Source organism: Pseudomonas paraversuta (assembly GCF_904063065.1).
Taxonomy (GTDB): domain Bacteria; phylum Pseudomonadota; class Gammaproteobacteria; order Pseudomonadales; family Pseudomonadaceae; genus Aquipseudomonas; species Aquipseudomonas paraversuta.
In genome coordinates this window covers 303,266-326,943 of the sequence record NZ_CAJFCL010000003.1, presented here as the reverse complement: position 1 = coordinate 326,943, position 23,678 = coordinate 303,266, and the positions used below count along the sequence as shown (strand labels likewise).

Below are 23,678 nucleotides of genomic sequence, written 5' to 3'. Positions count from 1 at the left end.
CATATAAAAGAAGGCATGCAGGACTATTTCTGGTCTCCTGCACGCTTTCTTGGTCATCCAGTGATATCGCGCAGGGCGATTTCACTCATGATTCTTTCAAGCACCTGCTCGATCGACAACTCCGTGGAGTCCAGCTGTATTGCATCAGCCGCCGGTTTAAGCGGGGCTATTGCACGCTGCGTATCACGCTCATCGCGGGCACGAATCTCATCTAGCAGACCCGAGAGACTAACATCATCGCCCTTGGCCTTCAACTGCAAGTAACGGCGACGGGCACGTTCCTCCGCGCTAGCCGTCAGAAATATCTTCAACGGCGCGTCCGGAAACACCACAGTTCCCATGTCGCGACCATCGGCAACCAGACCGGGAAGTTCCTGAAATGCCCGCTGACGCTGCAGCAAAGCCTCACGAACAGCCGGCAAGGCGGCAATTCTGGAAGCCCCGGCAGCAACGGTCTCACTGCGAATCGCGTGAGTAACGTCATCACCTTCCAGAATAATGCGCGCATGCTTGCCGTCCGTCGCTCCGACGAACTGCACATCAAGATGCGCAGCAAGTTTCTCGAGCAAGGCTTCGTTATCCAGAGCAACGCCATGATTGCTCGCAGCGAATGCCAGCAAACGATACAGGGCACCGGAATCCAGCAGATTCCAGCCCAGGCTCTTGGCCAGCTTGCCAGCCACGGTGCCTTTGCCGGAACCGCTTGGGCCGTCGATAGTGATAACCGGCGGGACCATCACGACTGCACCTCTTGCGCTACGCGAATGCCTACCTGCTTGCACAAGGCTAGGAAGTTAGGGAACGAAGTCGCGACATTGGCACAGTCGTGAATACGGATGGGAGCCGTTGCCCGCAGAGAAGCGATGCTGAATGCCATCGCAATGCGGTGGTCACCGTGACCATGAACTTCCCCGCCACCAATGGAGCCACCATCGATAATGATGCCATCCGCAGTTGGCTCACACTTCACGCCCAGCGCCAGCAAGCCGTCAGCCATGACTTGAATCCGGTCAGACTCCTTGACCCGCAGTTCTTCAGCGCCGCGCAGGATCGTGCGACCTTCGGCCACTGCCGCCGCCACGAACAGTACCGGGAATTCATCAATCGCCAGCGGTACCAGCTCTTCAGGAATCTCGATACCTTTAAGCTTGGCTGCGCGCACACGCAAATCAGCTACAGGTTCGCCACCCACTTCGCGCTGGTTCTCGAGGGTGATATCCGCCCCCATCAAACGCAAGATGTCGATAACGCCGGTGCGGGTCGGGTTGATGCCGACATGCTCGAGCACCAGATCGGAATCTTCGGCAATCGAGGCGGCCACCAGGAAGAACGCCGAGGATGAAATATCGCCAGGTACTTCAATGTGGGTAGCCGTGAGCTTGTGGCCTGATTCAACAGAAGCCGTGGCACCCTCGACACTGACCGGGTAGCCGAAGCCACGCAGCATGCGCTCGGTATGATCACGGGTTGGCGCCGGCTCAGTGACCGAGGTCTTGCCTTCAGCATACAAACCCGCCAGCAGCAGGCAGGATTTGACCTGGGCACTGGCCATCGGCAGGGTGTAATCCATCCCTTTAAGCGCGTGACCGCCGCGAATAGTCATCGGCGGACGACCTTCTGCAGCAGTCTCAATCACCGCCCCCATTTCGCGCAGCGGATTAGCCACACGATTCATCGGGCGCTTGGTCAGCGAAGCATCGCCGGTCAAGGTCGTATCAAAGCTCTGCGCAGCCAGCAAACCCGACAACAGACGCATCGAGGTTCCGGAATTACCCAGGTAAATCGGGCCTGGCGGAGCTTTCAAGCCATGCAGCCCCACACCATGGATAGTCACGCGCCCATGATGCGGGCCTTCAATCACCACACCCATGTCACGGAATGCCTGCAAGGTTGCCAGAGCGTCTTCGCCCTCAAGGAAACCTTCGACTTCGGTTGTACCTTCAGCCAAAGAACCAAGCATGATTGAACGGTGAGAAATGGACTTGTCACCAGGTACGCGAATCTTGCCAGTTACCTTGCCACCTGGCTCAGCCAGGAAAATCAGATCATTTGAATTCATAGGGTCCACATATGCCCGGCGGGCCAGGATTTTACTGAAATGCTCGCGAGCAACCCGGGCGCGGGTAAAGACGCCCAGCAATTGATGCCCATCTCCCGCATCGACCGCATCGCGCAAGGCGTCGAGATCACTGCGAAATGTATCCAATGTACGTAACACCGCCTCGCGGTTCGCGAGAAAAATGTCATGCCACATTACCGGGTCGCTTCCTGCGATTCTTGTGAAATCGCGAAAACCTCCCGCTGCGTAACGAAAGATATCCAGATTCTCATTGCGCTTGGCAAGAGAGTCCACCAGCCCGAATGCCAACAGATGCGGTAAATGACTGGTTGCAGCCAGCACCTCGTCATGGCGTTCGACCTGCATATGCTCGACGTCCGCCCCCAGAGCGCGCCACATTGTGTCCACCAGGGCCAGCGCCCCGGAGTCGGTTTCGGCCACCGGGGTCAAAATAACCTTGTGCCGCTCAAACAGAACCGCATTGGAGGCTTCGACACCACTTTGCTCGGATCCGGCAATCGGGTGCCCGGGAACAAAGCGTGGCGGCATGCCGCCAAAGGCCTGGGTCGCAGCACGCACGACATTGCCCTTGGCACTCCCCACATCAGTCAGAACGGCCGACCCCAGATCCATGCCCGCCAGCAACCCGAGCACTTTCTCCATGGCCAGAATCGGCACTGCCAGCTGGATGACATCAGCACCACAGCAGGCGACTGCCAGATCAGCTTCGCAGCGATCAACCACACCCAGCTCTACAGCCAGGGCGCGCGACGCAGGGTCCAGATCGACTCCGACCACCTCAGCGCACAACCCGCTCTCGCGCATGCCTTTAGCAAAGGAGCCACCAATCAGGCCGAGCCCGACAACCACCAGCCGACCCACAACAGGCTTTACAGATTTCAAGGACATTACATCAACCACAAGCAAGAACCTTGGCCAGCGCCTCAAGCAGACGGGTATTTTCCGCCGGCAGACCAATAGTGATACGCAGGTGGTTCGGCATACCGTAATTGGCCACCGGACGCACGATCACACCTTCACGCAACAGCCCCTGATAAACCGGGGCAGCCACTTGACCGAGATCCACCGCAATGAAATTACCGCGGGATGGAATCCAGCCCAGACCCAGCTCACGAAAACCGTCCAGCAACTGCTGCATGCCCGCCTCGTTAAGACGGCGGCTTTCAGCCAGATAGTCAGCATCCTGCAGTGCAGCACAGGCCGCAGCCAGCGCCAGACTGTTGACATTGAAGGGCTGACGAACCCGATTCAGCACATCCGCCACAACCGTTGTCGACAGGCCATAACCAACCCGCAGGGCAGCCAGGCCATAAGCCTTGGAAAACGTACGAGAGACCAGCAGATTAGGATAGGCCGAGAGAAACTCCAGACCGTCCGGCAGCTCGCCGCCTTCCGCATATTCGATATAGGCCTCGTCCAGCACCACCAGAACCCGCTCGGGGACGTCCTGCAAAAACTCGTTCAGTGCATCGACACCAAACCAGGTCCCGGTAGGGTTATTCGGATTGGCGATGAAAACCACCCGGGTATCACTGTCAATCGCCTCAAGCATGGCAGGCAGGTCATGCCCCCAGTCCTTGGCCGGCACTACTCGCGCCTGCGCACCCACCGCCTGGGTCACAATCGGATACACCGCGAAGGCATGCTCGCTGAACACGGCATTCAGGCCCGGCGCCAGATAGGCCCGGGCCACCAGTTCCAGAATATCGTTGGAGCCGTTGCCCAGGGTCACCTGATCGAGTTGCACACCGCAACGCTCAGCCAGCAAGCTCTTGAGGGCAAAACCGTTACCATCCGGATAGCGGGTCAGCTCCGCCAGTTCATTGCGAATGGCTTCCAGCGCCTTCGGACCTGCCCCCATAGGATTTTCATTGCTCGCCAGCTTGACGATGGTGGCCGGATCAATCTCCAGCTCACGCGCCAGCTCATCCACAGGCTTGCCCGGGACGTAAGGCGAAAGTTGTTGTACGCCCGGCTGCGCCAGGGCGAGAAAATCACCGCTCATGTATGACCGCCTCAGAGAACCGCTTTCGGGTAGGAACCCAGCACTTTAAGCGCCACTGCTTCTTGACTGATTTGCTCCAGAACACTTTTGACCAAAGGGTCACGGTGATGGCCAGCAAAATCGATGAAGAATACATAGGTCCATTTACCGCTACGCGAAGGACGCGTCTCGATACGTGTCAGATCGATCCCGTTCTCATGGAACGGCACCAGCAATTCATGCAGGGCGCCCGGACGGTTGCTCATTGACACGATAATCGATGTTTTATCATCGCCGGTCGGCGGCACTTCCTGACTGCCGATCATCAAGAATCGCGTCGAGTTGTCAGGGCGATCCTCAATTTTTTCCGCCAGTCGGGTCAAACCATAGAGGCCGGCAGCCATATCGCCGGCTATCGCTGCCGAATTCCACTCACCCTTGACCCGCTTGGCCGCCTCGGCATTGCTCGACACAGCAACCCGCTCGACGTTCGGATAATGCGCATCCAGCCACTTACGGCACTGGGCCAGCGACTGGGCATGGGAGTAAATACGGCTGATGCTGTCGGTCTTGGTGTTTTCACCGACCAGCAGGTGATGGTGGATCCGCAGCTCAACTTCGCCACAGATAACCATGTCGTGCTCGAGAAAACTGTCCAGCGTGTGGTTCACAGCACCTTCAGTGGAGTTCTCCACCGGCACCACGCCAAAGTTGACGGCGCCTGCCGCCACTTCACGAAACACCTCGTCGATCGCCGCCATCGGCTTGCTGATGACCGCGTGCCCGAAGTGCTTCATTGCTGCGGCCTGGGTGAAGGTGCCTTCCGGCCCGAGGTAAGCCACTTTCAGTGGCTGCTCCAGCGCCAGGCACGAAGACATGATTTCGCGAAACAGACGCGCCATCTCTTCGTTACCCAACGGACCTTTGTTGCGCTCCATTACCCGCTTGAGCACCTGAGCCTCACGCTCGGGCCGATAAAATACCGGCACTTCGCCTTCAGCCAGGCTTGCCATTTTTACCCGCGCCACTTCCTGGGCGCAGCGGGCACGCTCGCTGATCAGCTCCAGAACCTTTTCGTCCAGGCTGTCGATGCGCACGCGCAGCGCCTTAAGCTCTTGCTCGGACATTAGCCGTGTTCCTTCTCAAACTCTGCCATGTAAGCCACCAGCGCGTTAACCGCAGTAATGTCCACAGCGTTATAAATCGAAGCCCGCATGCCACCCACCGAGCGATGCCCTTTGAGGTTCAACAACCCGCGCGCTTCAGCACCCACCAGGAACGGCTTGTCGAGACGATCGTCAGCCAGACGGAACGGCACGTTCATCCACGAGCGGTCGGTCTTGTTGATCGGGTTGCTGTACAGGCCGCTGGCGTCAATGAAGTCATACAGAGTGCGTTTTTTGACTTCGTTAAGCTTGCCGATGGCCTCTACACCACCCTGCTCTTTGAGCCACTCGAACACCAGGCCGGACAGATACCAGGCCAGCGTCGGAGGCGTGTTGTACATCGAGCCGTTGTCTGCCGCGACCTTGTAGTCGAGCATCGTCGGGCAGATCGAGCGCGCCCGGCCCAGCAGGTCTTCACGAATGATGTTGACCACAATACCGCTCGGACCGATGTTTTTCTGGGCGCCGGCGTAGATCATGCCGAAGCGGGAAATATCGACCGGACGCGACAAAATGTCAGAAGACATGTCGGCAACCAGCGGCACATCGCCCGTTTGCGGAATCCAGTCGAATTCCAGGCCGCCAATGGTTTCATTGGGCGCGTAATGAACGTAGGCCGCGTCTTTCGACAGGTTCCATTCATTCTGACCGGGAATCGCGAAGTAATCGTAAGGCTTGGCGCTGGCAGCCACATTGATGTGGCCAAAGCGCGAACCTTCCTCAATGGCTTTTTGCGACCAGATACCGGTATCGATGTAATCCGCCTTGCCATTTTCCGGCAGCAGATTCAGCGGGATCTGGGCAAATTGCTGGCTTGCGCCACCCTGCAGAAACAGGACTTTGTAGTTCGAGGGAATAGACAGCAGGTCACGCAGATCCTGCTCAGCCTTGGTCGCAATAGACACGAACTCATCGCTGCGATGGCTCATTTCCATGACCGAGAGGCCCTTGCCATGCCAGTCGAGCAACTCGGACTGGGCACGCAACAGGACAGCTTCAGGCAGCGCAGCAGGACCTGCGCAGAAGTTATAGGCTCGTTTGCTCACATCCACTCTCACTCTGATTTGGTGGGTCACGCAATAAATCAATTATCGACACATTGTTCAATGTGAGGGCTTGCAGGCGACTGCGGTGCAACAGTCACTCATCGCGAGCAATATCGCCTCCACACATACAACAAGGGGGCGAATCTTCATCCGCCCCCTGTGTACCCGCTTATTCCTGCGGCTCTTCTTCGTCAGCGCCAGCCTCTAGCGGCTGCTCGTCGTCGACGCCATCGTGGATGACCTCGTCATCGAGCTCAACACCACCATCGACCTCACCTTCAAGCTCTTCACCTTCGACTTCCGACGGCTCCTGAACCCGCTCCAGCCCGACCAGCGTTTCATCGCTGGCCAGCTTGATCAAGGTGACGCCCTGGGTATTGCGACCCAAGCTCGACACTTCATCGACACGGGTACGCACCAGGGTGCCCTGATCGGAGATCAGCATGATCTCTTCGCCATCAAGCACCTGAACGGCACCGACCAGACGGCCGTTACGGTCGTTGCTGACCATGGCGATAACGCCCTGACCGCCACGCTTGTACTCAGGGAACTCGCTGATCGCAGTCCGCTTGCCATAACCACGCGCCGAAGCGGTGAGGATCTGGCTGCCTTCTTCAGGAATCAGCATCGAAATCAGCTTCTGACCTTCTGGCAGACGCATGCCGCGAACACCGCGGGCCGTACGACCCATGGCACGCACGTCGGACTCTTTAAAGCGAGTCACCTTGCCGCCATCGGAGAACAGCATGACTTCGCGCTCACCATCGGTAATCGCGGCACTGATCAGTACGTCACCTTCGTCCAGCTCCAGCGCAATCAAGCCCACGCTGCGTTGACGGCTGAAGGATTCGAGCGGGGTCTTCTTCACGGTACCGTTAGCGGTTGCCATAAAGATGAAGTGCCCCTCGGTGTAATCCTCCACCGGCAGCATGGTGGTGATGTATTCACCCTCACCCAACGGCAGCAGGTTAACCAGCGGACGACCACGCGCAGCACGGGATGCTTCAGGGATTTCGTAGGTTTTGAGCCAGTACACCTTGCCTTTGCTGGAGAACAGCAAGAGCGTGGTGTGACTGTTGGCAACCAGCAGGTGAGCGATGTAGTCCTCATCCTTGACGCCAGTAGCCGATTTACCTTTACCGCCGCGACGCTGAGCCTGGTACGCAGCCAATGGCTGGGTCTTGGCGTAGCCACCGTGGGAAATGGTCACCACACGCTCTTCTTCCGGGATCATGTCACCGAGGGTCAGGTCGAGACGGTGATCCAGAATTTCGGTACGACGAACGTCACCGTATTCCGCACGAATGACTTCCAGCTCCTCGCGGATCACTTCCATCAGGCGCACGGCGCTATTGAGGATGCGGATCAGCTCACCGATCTGGTTGAGGATTTCCTGGTACTCGGCCAGCAGCTTCTCGTGCTCAAGACCGGTCAGACGGTGCAAGCGCAGCTCAAGAATGGCTTGCGCCTGTTCTGGCGACAGGAAGTACTTGCCTTCACGCAGGCCGTATTGCGGATCCAGGTTGTCAGGGCGGCACGAATCCGCACCGGCACGCTCGACCATCGCCACTACCGCACTGGACTCCCAAGGCGTGCTGATCAGCGCTTCCTTGGCTTCAGACGGAGTTGGCGAAGCCTTGATCAATGCAATGACCGGGTCGATGTTGGACAGGGCAACCGCCTGACCTTCAAGGATGTGGCCACGCTCACGGGCTTTGCGCAGTTCGAAAACAGTACGACGGGTAACCACTTCACGACGGTGACGAACGAAGGCTTCCAGCAGATCCTTGAGGTTGAGGATCCGCGGGCGACCGTCGATCAGCGCAACGATGTTGATACCGAACACCGCTTGCAACTGGGTCTGGGCATACAGGTTATTGAGAATAACCTCCGGCACTTCACCACGACGCAGTTCGATTACAACACGCATACCGTCTTTGTCGGACTCGTCACGCAGTTCGGTGATGCCTTCGAGCTTCTTCTCTTTAACCAGCTCGGCGATCTTCTCGATCAAGCGCGCCTTGTTCAACTGGTACGGGAGCTCGGTGATCACGATCTGCTGACGGCCACCGACCTTGTCGATGTCTTCAATCATCGAGCGGGCACGCATGTAAATGCGGCCACGACCGGTGCGATAGGCTTCGATGATGCCAGCGCGACCGTTGATGATTGCTGCGGTCGGGAAGTCCGGGCCCGGAATGAACTGCATCAGTTCATCGATGCTCAGTTCCGGGTTGTCGATCAGCGCCAGGCAACCGTCGATCACTTCACCGAGGTTGTGCGGCGGGATATTGGTGGCCATGCCCACAGCGATACCGCTGGAGCCGTTGACCAACAAGTTGGGAATACGGGTCGGCATGACGGCCGGGATCATTTCCGTGCCGTCGTAGTTCGGCACCCAGTCCACGGTCTCTTTGTGCAGGTCAGCCAGCAGTTCGTGGGCCAACTTGGTCATGCGCACTTCGGTGTATCGCATGGCCGCAGCGTTGTCGCCGTCGACCGAACCGAAGTTGCCCTGACCGTCTACCAGCAGGTAGCGCAGAGAGAATGGCTGAGCCATTCGAACGATGGTGTCGTAAACCGCGGTATCACCATGCGGGTGATACTTACCGATTACGTCACCGACCACACGGGCAGATTTCTTGTACGGTTTGTTCCAGTCGTTGTTCAGTTCGCTCATCGCAAACAACACACGCCGGTGCACGGGCTTCAAGCCATCGCGTGCATCAGGCAGTGCCCGCCCGACAATTACGCTCATCGCGTAGTCGAGATAGGACTGTTTCAGCTCGTCTTCGATATTGACCGGGAGGATTTCTTTGGCCAGTTCGCCCATGAGAAGCCTGATTCCTTTTTCGGGTGAAACTTCGCCACATCCATTCGGGACGAACGAAGCTCGCCGCTGCTGACCAAGTGCCATGCAGCGACTTACGACAAATCAACGAGTTATGCCACGGATTTGCGCAGTAAGGGCAACCCTTGCGGACTACCCTGGAAACCGCCGAATGTTATCACAAACGCCGCTACGCACCTATCCCCCAGATGCGCATGGAGCGTAGTAATTGGACAGGTTGTGGGCCTGAGCGTGCCCAGAGAGGCTCTGGAAGCGATTCAAGGGGTAAGCGGAGCAGATTCTGCAGCTGCAAACGCAGGCTGCAATCAGGTACACAGGACCTTCAACAACAGCGCGGCCTTGCAACCCGGCGCAACCTTCGCCAACCCCAGCAGGTGCAATTTATCAATGCAATCGCTTGCGACACATCAGTTGCGCCATTTTTGCCGCATCCGGACGCTCGACGATGCCCTTCTCGGTAACAATCACATCAATCAGATCGGCCGGTGTCACATCAAATACCGGATTGAATGTCTGCACAGGCGCACCGACACAGTGGCCGCCCACCTCCAGCAACTCACTGGCGTCACGCTCCTCGATAGGGATGTCGTCACCACTGGCCAGCTCCATATCGATGGTTGAACTTGGCGCCACCACCATAAAGCGCACACCGTGATGCATGGCATTTACCGCCAGCTGGTAGGTGCCAATCTTGTTTGCCACATCGCCATTGGCCGTGATCCGGTCAGCGCCGACTATCACCCAGGTCACGCCCTTGGTTTTCATGATGTGTGCCGCAGCCGAGTCAGCATTGAGCACCACCGGGATGCCCTCATTCGCCAACTCCCAGGCAGTCAGTCGCGAGCCCTGCAACCAGGGCCGGGTTTCGTCGGCGTAGACCTGCTCGATCATGCCTTCCAGCCAGGCAGCCCGAATCACGCCCAGCGCGGTACCAAAACCGCCCGTGGCCAGGGCACCGGTGTTGCAATGGGTCAGTACGGTCTGAGCGTTGCCCTGATGACGGCGAATCACATCGACGCCCAACTGCGCCATGGTCAGATTGGCCTCGCGATCACTTTCATGAATCGCCACAGCCTCGGCCTCAAGTATGTGCAGAACATCGGCCCTGGCTTTGGCACGGTTCAAACGATCACGCATGCGATTGAGTGCCCAGGACAAATTCACTGCGGTGGGCCGGGCGTCCGCCAGCAGCGCAAAGTCCTCTTCCAGCGCCCCGACCCAATCGCCACCCGCAGCCTTGCGTACACGCGCCGCAAGCACTACGCCATACGCAGCTGCGATGCCGATCGCCGGTGCACCACGCACCACCATGGCGCGAATAGCCTGGGCCACTGCTTCGGCACTGGTATGGGCCAGCCAGCTCTCATCAAAAGGCAAACTGCGCTGATCCAGCAGGTACAGGGCCTCACCCCGCCAATCGATGGCCTTTACCTTTTCTGCCGCCAACAGTCGATCGCGCATGCCTACCCCTATCACACAGATACAAAGCCGCCGATTATAGCGAGCCCACCTTTAAGACGCTCGGGTATACTTCGCCTCCTTTTAATATCGCACTGGAAGCCGTTTTCGATGCCCACCCTGCCCCTGTCCCTCGACCTGTTGCTGCTGCCCACCTGGCTGGTGCCCGTAGAGCCAGCCGGGGTGGTACTCAAGGACCATGGGGTGGGCATCGCGGACGGGCGCATCGTGTTCATCGGCCCGCGCCTCGAAGCCTTGAAACATACCGCCCGCGAAACCCGTGAGCTGCCTGACATGTTGCTCACCCCCGGTCTGGTCAATGCCCACGGCCACGCGGCCATGACCCTGTTCCGCGGCATGGCCGATGACCTGCCATTGATGACGTGGCTGGAACAGCATATCTGGCCCGCCGAGGCCAAATGGGTGGATGAAGACTTCGTGCGCGACGGCACCGATCTGGCCATTGCCGAGCAACTCAAGGGCGGCATCAGCTGTTTCAGCGATATGTACTTTTATCCCCGGACCGCCTGCGAGCGCGTGCATAACAGTGGCATTCGTGCCCAAATCGCCATTCCGGTTCTCGACTTTCCGATTCCCGGCGCAAGCTCGGCCGATGAAGCATTGCGCCAGGCCGTCGAGCTGTTTGGCGACCTGAAGCACCATCCGCGGATCAAAATCGCCTTCGGACCGCACGCCCCCTATACCGTGGGCGACGAGAACCTGGAAAAAGTCCGGGTAATGGCCGATGAACTGGATGCTGCAATCCAGATGCACGTCCACGAAACCGCTTTCGAAGTGCAACAGGCCGTCGAGCAACATGCCGAACGCCCGATAGCCCGCCTGGCCCGACTGGGCTTGCTGGGGCCACGCTTTCAGGCCGTGCACATGACCCAGATCAGCGATACCGACCTGGCAATGCTGGTAGAAAGCAACGCCAGCGTGATTCATTGCCCCGAATCCAACCTCAAACTGGCCAGCGGCTTCTGCCCGGTCGAGCGTTTGTGGCTGGCAGGGGTCAATGTCGCGGTTGGCACCGACGGTGCTGCCAGCAATAATGATCTGGACCTGCTGGGCGAAACCCGCACCGCCGCACTGCTGGCCAAAGCCGTGGCAGGCTCGGCCACCGCACTGGACGCCCATCGCGCCTTGCGCATGGCAACGCTCAACGGAGCCCGGGCACTGGGCCTGGATAATGACATCGGTTCGATCGAGTCTGGCAAAGCTGCCGACCTGGTAGCTTTCGATCTGAGCGGGCTGGCCCAGCAACCGGTTTACGACCCTGTCTCGCAACTGATCTACGCCACTGGCCGCGACTGTGCAAAACACCTGTGGGTCGGGGGCAAACACTTGCTCGATGATGGCAAACTGACCCGAATGGACGAGCAACAGCTCTGCGCAACCGCCAAGGCCTGGGGCCAGCGCATCAGCAGCCAACCCCATTGATTCAAGACCTTCAGGCCTGTGCCTGAAGTAATACCAGGATTTTTCAGCTTTAGAGGATTTACCCATGAGCAACGTCGACCACGCCGAGATCGCTAAATTCGAAGCGCTTGCCCATCGCTGGTGGGATCGTGAAAGCGAGTTCAAACCCCTGCACGACATCAACCCGCTGCGCCTGAACTGGATTGACGAACGCGTGCAGCTGGCCGGGAAAAAAGTGCTCGACGTCGGCTGCGGCGGCGGCATTCTCAGTGAGTCCATGGCCCAGCGCGGCGCAACCGTAACCGGCATAGACATGGGCGAAGCCCCGCTGGCAGTGGCACAACTGCATCAGCTTGAATCGGGCGTGAATGTTGAATACCGCCAGATCACGGCTGAAGAACTGGCCAACGAAATGCCCGGGCAGTTCGACGTCGTTACCTGCCTTGAAATGCTCGAGCACGTGCCGGACCCGGCATCCGTAATCCGCGCCTGCTACCGCATGGTCAAGCCGGGTGGCCAAGTGTTCTTCTCCACCATCAACCGCAACCCGAAAGCCTATCTGTTCGCAATTATCGGCGCTGAATACATCATGAAGCTGATCCCGCGCGGGACCCACGACTTCAAGAAATTCATCCGCCCTTCCGAACTGGGTGCCTGGAGCCGCCAGGCCGGCCTGAGCGTCAAGGACATCACCGGCCTGACCTACAACCCGCTGACCAAGCACTACAAGCTGGGCGCCGATGTCGACGTCAACTACATGATCCAGACCCTTCGCGAGGAGTGACCCATGCGTTTAAGAGCAGTTCTTTTTGACATGGACGGCACCCTGCTCGATACCGCGCCGGACTTTATCGCCATCTGCCAGGCCATGCGCGCCGATCGCGGGCTAGCGCCCATTGACGACAAGCTGATTCGCGACGAGATCTCCGGCGGGGCTCGGGCCATGGTCGCAGTGACCTTCAGCATGGACCCTGAAGCACCGGGGTTCGAGGAACTGCGCCTTGAATTCCTCGAGCGCTATCAACAGGACTGTGCGGTACACACCAAGCTGTTCGATGGCATGGAGCAACTGCTGGCCGACATTGAACAGGCCCACCTGGTCTGGGGCGTCGTGACCAACAAGCCCGTGCGCTTTGCCCAACCAATCATGGAGCGGCTGGGCCTGGCGGAACGCTCTGCGGTACTGATCTGCCCGGACCACGTGAGCCGCAGCAAACCCGACCCCGAGCCAATGATTCTCGCCTGCAAGATGCTCAACCTTGACCCGGGCAGCGTTCTGTTTGTCGGCGATGACCTTCGCGACATCGAATCCGGCCGCGATGCCGGTACCAAGACCGCCGCCGTACGCTTTGGCTACATTCACCCCGACGACAACCCCGACCACTGGGGCGCCGACGTAGTGGTCGACCACCCGAGCGAATTGCGCAAAGTACTGGATAACGCGATGTGCAGTTGCTGACAGCGGGCGCAGAACGATCTTTGATTTCTGTTGAGGTTTTTTATGTTTGATTATTCCGCTCGCCCCGACCTGCTTCAGGGCCGGGTGATTCTGGTGACCGGTGCCGGCCGCGGCATCGGCGCTGCAGCAGCCAAAACCTATGCCGCGCACGGGGCTACCGTGCTGCTGCTGGGTAAAACCGAGTCCAATCTGAGCCAGGTGTACGACGAAATAGAAGCTGCTGGCCACCCGCAACCCGCAGTCATTCCTTTCAATCTCGAAACCGCCCAGCCCCATCAATACGATGAGCTGGCCGCCATGATCGAAAACGAGTTCGGCCACCTTGACGGCCTGCTGCACAACGCCTCGATCATTGGACCGCGCACGCCCCTGGAACAACTCTCGGGCGAAAACTTCATGCGGGTTATGCAGGTAAACGTAAACGCCATGTTTATGCTCACCAGCACCCTGCTGCCACTGCTCAAATTGTCCCAGGACGCATCGGTTATTTTCACCTCCAGCAGCGTAGGCCGCAAAGGCCGCGCCTATTGGGGGGCTTATGGGGTTTCGAAATTTGCCACCGAAGGCTTGATGCAAACCCTGGCCGACGAAGTCGATGGCGTGGCAGCCGTACGCTCCAACAGCATCAACCCGGGCGCGACCCGCACCAGCATGCGGGCCCTGGCATACCCGGGTGAGAACCCGCTGAACAACCCGGAACCACAAGCCATCATGCCGGTTTACCTGTACCTGATGGGGCCGGACAGCACCGGCGTAAACGGCCAGGCATTCGACGCGCAATAACGAATCGGCCAACAAAAAAACCGCAACTGGCGAATGAATGCCAGCTGCGGTTTTTTTATAGACCCGGGCAAGTCAATCCCCCGGGATCAGCCCTCAACCAATTCCGGACGCTTGCGCACCACCGGCTTTTTTTCATACTGCAGACAGCTTTGCAAAAACAGATACTTGTAGTCATAGCTCTTGCAAACGGCTTTACGCAGCTCGGTTTGCAACGCTTCACTGGGATTCATCCCCGCCAGGGTGCAAATAATCTCCAGCGCTTCCCAAGGGTGCTCATCATCGTACTGAGCGTGCATCTTCAGCCATTTCATGGCGCGCTTGCGCCCTTCTGCCGGCAGCGACTCCTCGTAAACGTTTTGCGAACACACCACTGCAGCCCACTCGCCCACGGCGCCTTCAATGGCATAGTTGGTCGCGGCCATGGATACCGCCAGCGAATCCGCAGTGCAGGTATGCCAGCACCAGTCGTTCAGCGCCTGAAACTCGAACGGTATGTCCTGGGCATTCATGTCAGCAAGGCTGACGCCATGGGCATTGGCCCAGTTGACCCAGTAATCGGCGTGGTTCAGTTCGACCCGAATGTTGCGAATCAGCCAACGGCGGGCCATGTCTTCCCCGGGATGACGCCCATAACGGGTTTTCCCCAGGTTATGCCCCATGTACAACGAAAACTGTTCTACCACCGGCCATCCGCCAATGAGGTACAACCGCATGATTGTCGGGCTCAGCGTGTTATCACGCATGCGTGCATATACCTCATGCTCGACGACACGGCGCTTGCTCTCGCTACAGTCGCGGATCAGCTTTTGCGCCCACTTGGGATAGCTGGTCGCTTCCATAAGAGGCCCGGTACGTACAAATGCATCCATCACAATCAAGTTCCTTCTCAGAGGTGATTTACAAAATCGGACACCTCATCAACGCAAAGTGCCCGGCAACTTCAAAGCCAGGGCTTTGGGGCGTACAGGTCGAGTCCACAAGCTGTCACAGGTAAACAATTGTGGGCGCTCAACTATATATCCCTGAGCATAGTCGACCCCGATCTCAATCAATGCCTGTTCAATCTGCGGACTTTCAACAAACTCGGCAATTGTCCGCTTACCCATAACGTGCCCTATATGATTGATCACCTCAACCATTGCCCGATTAATGGGGTCATCCAGCATATCCCTGACGAAACTGCCGTCTATTTTCAAATAGTCCACAGGCAAATGTTTCAAGTAGGCAAACGAAGACATCCCGGCGCAAAAGTCATCCAGGGAAAAGTGACAGCCCAGCCCTTTAAGTTCATTTATGAAGCGGATGGCACTGCCCAAGTTGGCAATTGCACTGGTTTCGGTAATTTCAAAACAGATCAGCTCGGGTGCCACGCCATAACATTCAAATTGCTCGAGCAAAAAAGCCAGGAACTCGTCATCGCCTATGGTCGACCCCGAGAGGTTAATGGCACACATCGCCATTGAATGTTCTGCCCGCGGCGCCGAGCACCGAGAAATAATCTTGAATACGTTTTCCACAACCCAACGGTCAATCGAAGCCATCAGACCATAACGCTCGGCAGCCGGAATAAAACTGTCAGGCAAGATCAGGCCGCCACTGCCATCGCTCAGGCGCAACAGGATTTCAATGTGCCCGCCGCCTTCCGGGGCCCGCCCCAATGGAGCGATCTCTTGCGCATAAAGGCAAAACAGGTTTTCTTCCAGCGCCACGTGCAAGCGCTGTACCCATGCCATTTCACCAAAGCGCAGTGACAACTCTGAATCATCCGCATGGTAGACCTGAACCCGGTTACGCCCCTTTTCCTTGGCCATGTAGCAAGCCATGTCCGCCGCACGCATTGAGGCTTCCAGGGTCACCGGGGCTTGCTGGATATGCACCAGACCGATACTGATGGTGTTCAGGAACGGGCGTCCCTTCCACGCGAAGTGCAGCCTTTGTACGGTCTGGCGCAAACCCTCGGCAATTTTTTCAGCGGCATCGGCCGGGCAATTTTCCAGCAGGATACCGAACTCATCTCCCCCAAGACGCGCCAGCGTATCGCCCTCACGCAAACCCGAATGCAGCAATGCACAAATATGCCGCAACAACTCGTCACCCGCAGCGTGGCCACAGGTGTCGTTGACCAGCTTGAACTGGTCCAGATCAAGAAACATCAATGCGTGCCGGCCTTGCTGTCGCGCCAGATTCTGCAACACCAGCTCCAGCCGATATTCAAACTCGCGACGATTGGCCAGGCCGGTGAGTGCATCGTGGGTCGCCTGCCAGGACAAGTTGGCAATGTATTGGCGCTCACGGGTCATGTCATGCAGCACCAGCACCGCACCGCTCACCTTGCCGGCATGCAGGATTGGCGCCCCCACCAGTGCCACGGAAACCGTACTGCCGTCCGTGCGCTGAATCAGTTTTGAATGTTCACTGGTATTACCCAACTGGCCGCCGAGAATGCGGTCTATCAGTTTGAAACCATCATCAAGGACATTTTCGTCGAGCAACTTGAACAATGCGGCCAAGGGTACGCCTTGCGCCTGCCCGGACTTCCAGAGCGTCAACTGTTCCGCGGCCGGATTCATATAAGTGATGGAACCGCTTACATCCGTACTTATTACCCCGTCACCAATAGATTCAAGGGTGATTTGCGCCCGCTCTTTTTCAACCTGCAGGGCTTCGGCAAATTCCCGGCTCTGGCTCAACACTTTGTGGGTGCGCAGTAAAGCCAAAAGAATCAGCCCTAGCGCCGTCGCGAAATTGATGATGACCAACAATTTCAGAATAAATCGCGAGCCCTCACCCAGTGCGTCACTAAAGGCTTTGGCCGGCGGGGCGACACTTTCATTGATCCGCGAGATAGCGGACTGCCAGCCTGCTACGTCAGCGGCGCTGGCTTGATTGGCATTGAGACTGCGGTGAATTTCCTGCGCCAGATCATCCAGTTTTATCAGGTATTGATCACCCACACTCCACTTCTCAATGGCTGTGCGCATATAGCTGAAATCATGGAAATAACGATAAAACCAGATAATGCTCGAGACATCCTCAGGGCTATTACCCCCTTGCAGAATGCCCTCGCGCGCCTCGGCAAGGTCTGGAGGTGACTGATCCAGTGCCATGCGCAGCCGGTGTCCGCCCTGGGGCACCTTGATCGCTTGCAGGTACTTCTCGAAAACCGCCGGATCGCGGTTGTCGGCATACAGATGGAGGTAGTAAATGGCGTCTTTCTGTCCTTTGGACCACAGACTTTCGCCTGCGACATAGCCTCGCACCGCTGAGAGCATATAAAGACTGAGACAACCCAATAGCGCTTGAAACAGCACGACCGCAATAAAGGGCCAGACGATTCCCAAAAGGCGTGGGGTACCGAGGGGACGCTTGTGCTTCATGAGTTCCCTTTATCACAGGCTGGCAGAAGAAAACCGGAGAAAATCCCTCAAGCAAGTTGAGCCTAGGCTAGTTTATGACCCGTATGAGGATCACTGGCGCCAGCCACACTTGAAAAGTCCGGAGCCCTCGCCGTCAGCTCTGCTGCAATTGCCCGTACAGCCTGGCGTAGAGCCCTCCCTCTGCAAGTAGCTGCTGGTGATCGCCATCTTGCGCAATACGTCCGCCATCAAACACAAGCACGCGGTCTGCCTGTTTTACCGCAGATAAACGGTGGGCAATGATTAAAGTCGTGCGCCCACTCAAAAATTTTTCCAAAGCGTGATGCAGGTTGTATTCGGTGGCGGCATCCAGTGCGCTGGTAGCCTCATCGAGGATCACTACCCTGGGTTCGGCCAGCACCATTCGCGCAATCGCCAGACGTTGACGCTGACCTCCGGACAACCGCACCCCGGAGCGCCCGACTATGCTGTCCAGTCCCTGGGGCAGCTGGCGTACGATGCCGTCCATCTGGGCGATTTCCAGAGCACGCCAGCACGCCTCATCCGTACGCTCGCGGCCCATGGTCAGGTTGGCCCGCACGCTGTCGTTGAACAGCGCCGGGTGCTGCAGCACCACGGCCACATGTTCACGGATGGTTTCCAGGCCGATCTCGGCCTGACTCGCACCGGCGAAATGGATACTGCCCGACTGCGGCGTGTAGAGCCCCAGCAGCAATTGCACCAAAGTGCTTTTACCGCCGCCGCTGGTGCCCACAATGGCCACCTTCTCACCCGCGGCGATGGTCAGGTTCAATCGGTCGAGAATCTTCTCGTCGCCGTAGCTGAAGCTCAGGTCGCGCACTTCGATATCAACGGTCTGACGCCCTGAAAACGGATCGACGCCACCGCGGTACTGCGGCTCGTCGCGCCGCGCCAGCAACTGGTTGATCCGGGTCATGGCACCGCTTGCGGCGTAGAAAGCGTACTGCAAGTTGAGCAGCTGCTCGACAGGCCCGATCATGAACCACAGGTAGCTGAACACCGCGAGCATCTGGCCGATGGACAGATCCGAAAACAGCACCGTCAGCATTGCCGCAGCACGGAAAATATCGATGCCGAACTGGAACAACAGGCCACTGGCCCGGTTCGAGGCATCACTTTTCCATTGGGATGACGTCGCAAAATCGCGCACTTCCCGGGCCCGATTCCCCAAGCGACCGAGGAAATAACCCTGACGATTGCCGGCACGGACTTCCTGAATGGCATCCAGGGTTTCAGTGAGCGCCTGGGTAAAACGCGCAGTACTGTCGTTCTCCAGCTTTTTGAGGTGTTTGACGCGCTTGCCCAACTGCACGGTGGCGTAAATCACCAACGGGTTGAACAGCAAAATCAAGAGCGCCAGCTGCCAGTGCATCCACAACAAAATCGCTGACGTGCCGACCAGGGTCAGCATCGCAATCAGAAACCGGCTCAAGGTTTCGCCGACGAACTTGTCGAGGGTGTCCAGGTCGGTGACCAGATGCGTGGTCACCGTACCGCTGCCCAGACTTTCATACTCGGCCAGCGAGATGCGCTTCAGACGCTCGATCAGGCGCAACCGGATGCGAAACACTATGTCTTTGGACAGACGGGAAAACAGCCGGGCCTGCAGCACGTTAAACAACAAGGCGCCACAGCGCAGCAGCAGCGTCACGAAAAGCATCAGGCCTATGTAACCCGGCGCACTTTGCCAGGCGGCTGGCAGCCAGTGGTTCATGACTTTGAGCGCTGCATCACCGTTGCCCAGCAGCACTTCATCAACCAGCAACGGCAACAACAATGGAATCGGCACGCTGCACAGCGTGGTCAGAACTGCCACGCCATTGGCGAGCCACAGGGCTTTTTTATGGCGCAGGGCCAGACCACGGATTTCCTTCCAGCTCAGGCGATCTGTGGTCTCGGGCGCCGGCGTTGCCGGGCCGGAATCAAGCACGCTTGGCGCGTTCAAGCCAACGGCCCAGCAGGTCGGAGACAGGCTCCAGAGCCTGATAACCATTGGTCAGCAATGCCAGCTGACCGTCACGTTCAGCAAGCAGGGTGGGGAATCCGGCGATCCCCAGATCCTGGACCCAGGTAAAGTCGGCAGCGGTGGCTGTGTGCTGCTCGGCGCTGTCGAACGCGGCAGCGAACTCGATACGCGGCAACCCCGCCGTCTGCGCCAGTTCAGCCAGCACACTGGCCTGGGTCACATCACGACCTTGCACATAAAAAGCCTGCTGAATCAGTTTCAGCAACCGCCACGCGCAATCGGGCGCCAGACTGCGCGCCGCCACAATGGCCCGGCATGCGGGCTCACAGTCGTAGACAAAACCATCGGGCAAGGCACCTTCGATCGTGAACGGCTGCCCGGTGGCATCGGTCACCGCCTGCCAGTGCTCAAGGATATAGCGTCGAGTTGCAGGCTCCAGGGCAGCGCCGCTGCCGGTGCGCAAGCCTCCGACCACCAGGTGCAAATCCACCCCCGCAGCCTGCGCCTGCTCAACCAGAGCCTCAACGATGGGGGCAAAACCCCAGCACCACGAACACATCGGGTCCATCACATAGAGCAGGCGCGCGGACATATCAGGCCTCGGCCGGTTTACGGTAGTTGTGGCCAATCGGATGCGGCTGATTGCGGGCCTTGGCCAGGTCAATCTGTTTTTGCCGGTCAATGGCGCTGCGGCGGGTTTTTTCGCTCAGTTTGTCCCAGCAATGCGGGCAGCTGATACCCGGCTGATAATGCTCGGATTCACGGTCAGCGATGCTGATCGGCGTGCGGCAGGCATGACACTGATCGTATTCACCTTCACTCAGGTCGTGACGCACGGTGACCCGGTTATCAAACACGAAGCAGTCGCCCTGCCACTTGGTTTCTTCCAGCGGCACCTCTTCGAGGTACTTCAAAATCCCGCCCTTGAGGTGATAAACCTCGTCGAAGCCCTGGCTGAGCATGTAGCTCGAAGCCTTTTCACAACGAATGCCGCCGGTGCAGAACATCGCGACTTTCTTGTGTTTGGCCGGGTCGAAATTGGCTTTGATGTAGTCAGGAAATTCGCGAAAACTGGTGGTTTTCGGGTCGATCGCGCCTTCAAATGTACCAATCGATACTTCGTAATCATTCCGGGTGTCGATCAGCAACACCTCCGGATCGCTGATCAGCGCGTTCCAGTTCTCGGGGTCGACATAGGTTCCGACTTTTTTGTTCGGGTCTACGCCTTCAACACCGAGGGTGACGATTTCTTTCTTGAGCTTGACCTTGGTCCGGTAGAACGGCTGGTCATCGCAGTAGGATTCTTTGTGGTCAATATCCACCATGCGCGGATCGGACCTGAGCCAGGCCATCAGCCCGTCAATGCCTTCACGACTACCGGAAACAGTACCGTTGATACCTTCTTCGGCAATCAGCAAAGTGCCCTTGACCTCGTTGTCGACCATGGCCTTGAGCAAAGGCTCACGCAGCTCGACGTAATCTTCCAGGGTGACGAATTTGTACAGTGCAGCTACCACAATCGGCGCAGTCATCGCATATATCTCCAGGTGGCTACCCTCGTAAAGGGTGAACCGGATGCAAAAAAAACGCGCCGACTGAGCGGCGCGTTGCGGATTCTAGCAAAAAGCAGGCTTAACAAGCCACTTAGTGCCCACCGCCGGCACAGGTCGGCGAGGCCGGGGCTGTACCGATTTTCGCCCATTCATCAGGCGTATAGGTATGCAAAGCCAGCGCATGGAACTCGCCCATCAGGTCACCCAGGGTGGCGTAGACCTTTTGGTGACGCTTGACACTGTTGAGCCCGGAAAACTGCTCGCTGACCACCACCGCCTTGAAGTGGGTCTGCAACCCACGACTGTGCATATGGCTTTCATCCAGCACGTTCAGGTGCTCGGGCTGCAAGGCGCCCAGCGCCGCTTCGATACGATGTTGCATGCTCATTCAGGCTCCGCTTACTTCTTCTTGGCCGGGGCCGCTTTTGGCTCCAGCTGGACAGTCATGTCTTCCAGCAGTTTGTTGACCACAGGCACCGCGCTTTCCAGCTTGGCCTGAGTCATTTGTGCCGATTGCTGAGTCAGCTGCGGCATTTTTTCCAGTACTTTCTTGCCCAGGGGCGATTGATAGAAAGCAACCAGATCCTTGAGTTCGGATTCGCTGAAGTTGGTGGTGTAAAGCTTGACCATGTCAGGCTTCAGTTTGTCCCAGCCAATAGCCTGGTCCAGAGCGGTGTTGGCTTTGGCCTGGTAGGTTTCCAGCAGGGCTTTCTTGGAAGCCGGTGCCTTGGTCTGCTCAAAACGTTGGGCGAACATTTGCTGCACTTGCATGTACACCGGGGTACCCAGCTTGTCGGCATGTGCCAGCTTGAGGAATGTTTCAGCAGTGGCAGCGTGACTGGCGGTATCGGCGAAAACCTGGCCACTGGCGCAAACCAGAGCTACCGCAGTACAGATGGCGCGAAGACGGGTCATCGAGTTTCCTTTTCTAGCAAGCGAGGACGAACCCCAAGGGCGCCCATTCTGCGCCTAAAAAACTCCGGCACTCAACCCCGGGCCTGATCAGAGGTATTCAACAATCAGATCAAAGCCTCTAAAACCAAAGTTTGAACCTATGGGGCAATTCACCGCCTAAGCTCACTGATCAACCCCTATGGAGAGAGAACCCGATGAGCCGTATCGAAACCGACAGCCTGGGTGAAGTGAACGTTCCGGATGAGGCCTACTGGGGTGCTCAGACCCAGCGCTCGCTGATCAACTTTGCCATCGGCAACGAGAGAATGCCGCTGGCCGTGCTGCATGCATTGGTGTTGATCAAGAAGGCAGCGGCGCGGGTAAATGATCGCAATGGCGACTTGCCTGCCGACATCGCCCGCCTGATCGAGCAGGCCGCCGACGAAGTGCTGGACGGCGAATACGACGATCAATTCCCACTGGTGGTGTGGCAAACCGGCAGCGGCACGCAAAGCAACATGAACGCCAACGAAGTGATTGCCGGCCGGGCCAACGAACTGGCGGGCACAGGCCGGGGCGGCAAGTCTCCGGTTCACCCGAACGACCATGTCAATCGTTCACAAAGTTCGAACGACTGCTTCCCGACCGCGATGCATATTGCCGTGGCCAAAGCAGTCCACGAGCATCTGTTACCGGCCATCAATGAGTTGTCCGGCGGCCTGGCCGAATTGTCGGCACGGCATATGAAACTGGTGAAAACCGGCCGCACCCACATGATGGATGCCACCCCGATCACGTTCGGCCAGGAAGTATCGGCCTACATCGCGCAACTCGATTACGCCCAGGGCGCCATTCTCGCTGCATTGCCAGCCGTGTACGAACTGGCCCAGGGCGGTACGGCTGTGGGCACCGGCCTCAACGCGCCCCACGGCTTTGGTGAAGCCATTGCCGCAGAACTGGCCGCCTTGTCCGGCTTGCCGTTTGTAACTGCGCCCAATAAATTTGCCGCGCTGGCCGGGCATGAGCCTCTGACCAACCTGTCCGGCGCACTTAAAACCCTGGCCGTGACCTTGATGAAACTGGCCAACGACTTCCGCTTGCTGGGCTCGGGGCCGCGGGCAGGCATAGCCGAAATCAAACTGCCGGCCAATGAACCTGGCAGCTCGATCATGCCGGGCAAGGTCAATCCGACCCAGTGCGAGGCACTGTCGATGCTGGCATGCCAGGTCATGGGCAATGATGTGACCATCGGCTTTGCCGCCAGCCAGGGCCACCTGCAATTGAACGTGTACAAGCCGGTGATCATTCACAACCTGCTGCAATCCATCCAGTTACTGGCGGACGGCTGCAGCAACTTCCAGAAACATTGCGTCACCGGCCTTGAAGCCGATGCCGGCAAAATGGCTGAACACCTGGAGCGCGGCCTGATGCTGGTGACAGCCCTGAACCCGCATATCGGTTATGACAAGTCTGCCGAAATTGCGAAAAAGGCCTACGCAGAAAACCTGACCCTGCGCGAAGCCGCCCTGGATCTGGGCTACCTTACCGATGCCGAGTTCGATCAATGGGTACGGCCGGAAAACATGCTGGGTTCCGGCAAGCACTGAGCCGGCGGGGC

General features: G+C 58.0%; 19 protein-coding genes. 5 read left to right on the top strand and 14 right to left on the bottom strand.

Going from position 1 to position 23,678, the window contains the following annotated elements; genetic code table 11:
- Positions 1-53 precede the first annotated feature (53 nt).
- From cmk to mtnA, 7 genes are all read right to left on the bottom strand, one after another.
- Positions 54-737, bottom strand: coding sequence for a (d)CMP kinase (gene cmk / locus JQ845_RS07520; protein WP_003447104.1), 684 nt, complete (start codon positions 735-737; stop codon positions 54-56).
- Positions 737-2,968, bottom strand: a complete 2,232-nt coding sequence (locus JQ845_RS07515) for a bifunctional prephenate dehydrogenase/3-phosphoshikimate 1-carboxyvinyltransferase (RefSeq protein WP_127195906.1) — start codon at positions 2,966-2,968, stop codon at positions 737-739. Before JQ845_RS07515 ends, cmk begins: the two co-directional genes overlap by 1 nt.
- A 4-nt stretch (positions 2,969-2,972) precedes the next feature.
- Entirely contained in the window at positions 2,973-4,085 is a 1,113-nt protein-coding gene (gene hisC / locus JQ845_RS07510; protein ID WP_161718391.1) for a histidinol-phosphate transaminase, read from the bottom strand.
- An 11-nt stretch (positions 4,086-4,096) separates the two neighbouring features.
- Complete coding sequence (pheA, locus tag JQ845_RS07505) at positions 4,097-5,191, bottom strand: prephenate dehydratase (RefSeq protein ID WP_003447098.1); 1,095 nt, start codon at positions 5,189-5,191, stop codon at positions 4,097-4,099.
- The gene (gene serC, locus JQ845_RS07500; protein WP_003447088.1) at positions 5,191-6,276 is read right to left on the bottom strand and encodes a 3-phosphoserine/phosphohydroxythreonine transaminase; all 1,086 of its coding nucleotides are present in this window, start codon (positions 6,274-6,276) and stop codon (positions 5,191-5,193) included. Before serC ends, pheA begins: the two co-directional genes overlap by 1 nt.
- Positions 6,277-6,445: 169 nt before the next feature.
- Complete coding sequence (gyrA, locus tag JQ845_RS07495) at positions 6,446-9,109, bottom strand: DNA gyrase subunit A (protein ID WP_003447086.1); 2,664 nt, start codon at positions 9,107-9,109, stop codon at positions 6,446-6,448.
- 402 nt (positions 9,110-9,511) lie between these two features.
- Positions 9,512-10,588, bottom strand: a complete 1,077-nt coding sequence (mtnA, locus tag JQ845_RS07490) for an S-methyl-5-thioribose-1-phosphate isomerase (protein ID WP_010656184.1) — start codon at positions 10,586-10,588, stop codon at positions 9,512-9,514.
- 108 nt (positions 10,589-10,696) lie between these two features.
- On the opposite strand from mtnA, the gene JQ845_RS07485 reads away from it, so the two are divergent.
- From JQ845_RS07485 to JQ845_RS07470, 4 genes are all read left to right on the top strand, one after another.
- The gene (locus JQ845_RS07485) at positions 10,697-12,028 is read left to right on the top strand and encodes a TRZ/ATZ family hydrolase (protein ID WP_203008824.1); all 1,332 of its coding nucleotides are present in this window, start codon (positions 10,697-10,699) and stop codon (positions 12,026-12,028) included.
- 64 nt (positions 12,029-12,092) lie between these two features.
- Positions 12,093-12,791 (top strand): bifunctional 2-polyprenyl-6-hydroxyphenol methylase/3-demethylubiquinol 3-O-methyltransferase UbiG, encoded by a 699-nt coding sequence (gene ubiG, locus JQ845_RS07480; protein ID WP_003447081.1) that lies wholly within the window; start codon positions 12,093-12,095, stop codon positions 12,789-12,791.
- A 3-nt stretch (positions 12,792-12,794) separates the two neighbouring features.
- The gene (gene mupP / locus JQ845_RS07475) at positions 12,795-13,466 is read left to right on the top strand and encodes an N-acetylmuramic acid 6-phosphate phosphatase MupP (RefSeq protein WP_161718385.1); all 672 of its coding nucleotides are present in this window, start codon (positions 12,795-12,797) and stop codon (positions 13,464-13,466) included.
- 42 nt (positions 13,467-13,508) lie between these two features.
- The gene (locus tag JQ845_RS07470) at positions 13,509-14,249 is read left to right on the top strand and encodes a YciK family oxidoreductase (RefSeq protein ID WP_003447076.1); all 741 of its coding nucleotides are present in this window, start codon (positions 13,509-13,511) and stop codon (positions 14,247-14,249) included.
- A gap of 86 nt (positions 14,250-14,335) precedes the next feature.
- On the opposite strand, the gene JQ845_RS07465 is transcribed toward JQ845_RS07470, so the two are convergent.
- The 7 genes from JQ845_RS07465 to JQ845_RS07435 all read right to left on the bottom strand — a co-directional run bounded on the left by JQ845_RS07465 (position 14,336) and on the right by JQ845_RS07435 (position 22,081).
- The gene (locus JQ845_RS07465; protein ID WP_003447075.1) at positions 14,336-15,121 is read right to left on the bottom strand and encodes a TenA family transcriptional regulator; all 786 of its coding nucleotides are present in this window, start codon (positions 15,119-15,121) and stop codon (positions 14,336-14,338) included.
- Between the two features lie 45 nt (positions 15,122-15,166).
- Positions 15,167-17,626, bottom strand: coding sequence for an EAL domain-containing protein (locus tag JQ845_RS07460; protein WP_003447073.1), 2,460 nt, complete (start codon positions 17,624-17,626; stop codon positions 15,167-15,169).
- A gap of 133 nt (positions 17,627-17,759) precedes the next feature.
- Positions 17,760-19,577, bottom strand: coding sequence for an ABC transporter ATP-binding protein (locus JQ845_RS07455; protein WP_203008823.1), 1,818 nt, complete (start codon positions 19,575-19,577; stop codon positions 17,760-17,762).
- Positions 19,570-20,205, bottom strand: coding sequence for a DsbA family protein (locus tag JQ845_RS07450; protein WP_003447069.1), 636 nt, complete (start codon positions 20,203-20,205; stop codon positions 19,570-19,572). Before JQ845_RS07450 ends, JQ845_RS07455 begins: the two co-directional genes overlap by 8 nt.
- Before the next feature lies 1 nt (position 20,206).
- Positions 20,207-21,145 carry an oxygen-dependent tRNA uridine(34) hydroxylase TrhO gene (gene trhO, locus JQ845_RS07445; protein WP_203008822.1) on the bottom strand — a complete coding sequence of 313 codons (939 nt, stop codon included), beginning with the start codon at positions 21,143-21,145 and terminating at the stop codon, positions 20,207-20,209.
- Between the two features lie 112 nt (positions 21,146-21,257).
- Positions 21,258-21,554: a BolA family protein gene (locus JQ845_RS07440; protein ID WP_003447065.1), complete on the bottom strand. Its 297-nt coding sequence runs from the start codon at positions 21,552-21,554 to the stop codon at positions 21,258-21,260.
- A gap of 11 nt (positions 21,555-21,565) precedes the next feature.
- Positions 21,566-22,081, bottom strand: a complete 516-nt coding sequence (locus JQ845_RS07435; RefSeq protein ID WP_003447063.1) for a DUF2059 domain-containing protein — start codon at positions 22,079-22,081, stop codon at positions 21,566-21,568.
- A 194-nt stretch (positions 22,082-22,275) separates the two neighbouring features.
- Here JQ845_RS07435 and JQ845_RS07430 point away from each other — a divergent pair, with 194 nt between their 5' ends.
- Complete coding sequence (locus tag JQ845_RS07430) at positions 22,276-23,667, top strand: class II fumarate hydratase (protein WP_003447061.1); 1,392 nt, start codon at positions 22,276-22,278, stop codon at positions 23,665-23,667.
- The last annotated feature ends 11 nt before the right edge of the window (positions 23,668-23,678 follow it).

Coding starts and splice junctions, on each gene's coding strand:
- JQ845_RS07515 (WP_127195906.1), bottom strand. CDS start 2,968: ATGTCCTTGAAATCTGTAAAGCCTGTTGTGGGTCGGCTGGTGGTTGTC.
- cmk (WP_003447104.1), bottom strand. CDS start 737: ATGGTCCCGCCGGTTATCACTATCGACGGCCCAAGCGGTTCCGGCAAA.
- mtnA (WP_010656184.1), bottom strand. CDS start 10,588: ATGCGCGATCGACTGTTGGCGGCAGAAAAGGTAAAGGCCATCGATTGG.
- JQ845_RS07450 (WP_003447069.1), bottom strand. CDS start 20,205: ATGTCCGCGCGCCTGCTCTATGTGATGGACCCGATGTGTTCGTGGTGC.
- trhO (WP_203008822.1), bottom strand. CDS start 21,145: ATGACTGCGCCGATTGTGGTAGCTGCACTGTACAAATTCGTCACCCTG.
- JQ845_RS07435 (WP_003447063.1), bottom strand. CDS start 22,081: ATGACCCGTCTTCGCGCCATCTGTACTGCGGTAGCTCTGGTTTGCGCC.
- mupP (WP_161718385.1), top strand. CDS start 12,795: ATGCGTTTAAGAGCAGTTCTTTTTGACATGGACGGCACCCTGCTCGAT.
- gyrA (WP_003447086.1), bottom strand. CDS start 9,109: ATGGGCGAACTGGCCAAAGAAATCCTCCCGGTCAATATCGAAGACGAG.
- JQ845_RS07440 (WP_003447065.1), bottom strand. CDS start 21,554: ATGAGCATGCAACATCGTATCGAAGCGGCGCTGGGCGCCTTGCAGCCC.
- JQ845_RS07470 (WP_003447076.1), top strand. CDS start 13,509: ATGTTTGATTATTCCGCTCGCCCCGACCTGCTTCAGGGCCGGGTGATT.
- ubiG (WP_003447081.1), top strand. CDS start 12,093: ATGAGCAACGTCGACCACGCCGAGATCGCTAAATTCGAAGCGCTTGCC.
- JQ845_RS07485 (WP_203008824.1), top strand. CDS start 10,697: ATGCCCACCCTGCCCCTGTCCCTCGACCTGTTGCTGCTGCCCACCTGG.
- pheA (WP_003447098.1), bottom strand. CDS start 5,191: ATGTCCGAGCAAGAGCTTAAGGCGCTGCGCGTGCGCATCGACAGCCTG.
- hisC (WP_161718391.1), bottom strand. CDS start 4,085: ATGAGCGGTGATTTTCTCGCCCTGGCGCAGCCGGGCGTACAACAACTT.
- JQ845_RS07430 (WP_003447061.1), top strand. CDS start 22,276: ATGAGCCGTATCGAAACCGACAGCCTGGGTGAAGTGAACGTTCCGGAT.
- JQ845_RS07460 (WP_003447073.1), bottom strand. CDS start 17,626: ATGAAGCACAAGCGTCCCCTCGGTACCCCACGCCTTTTGGGAATCGTC.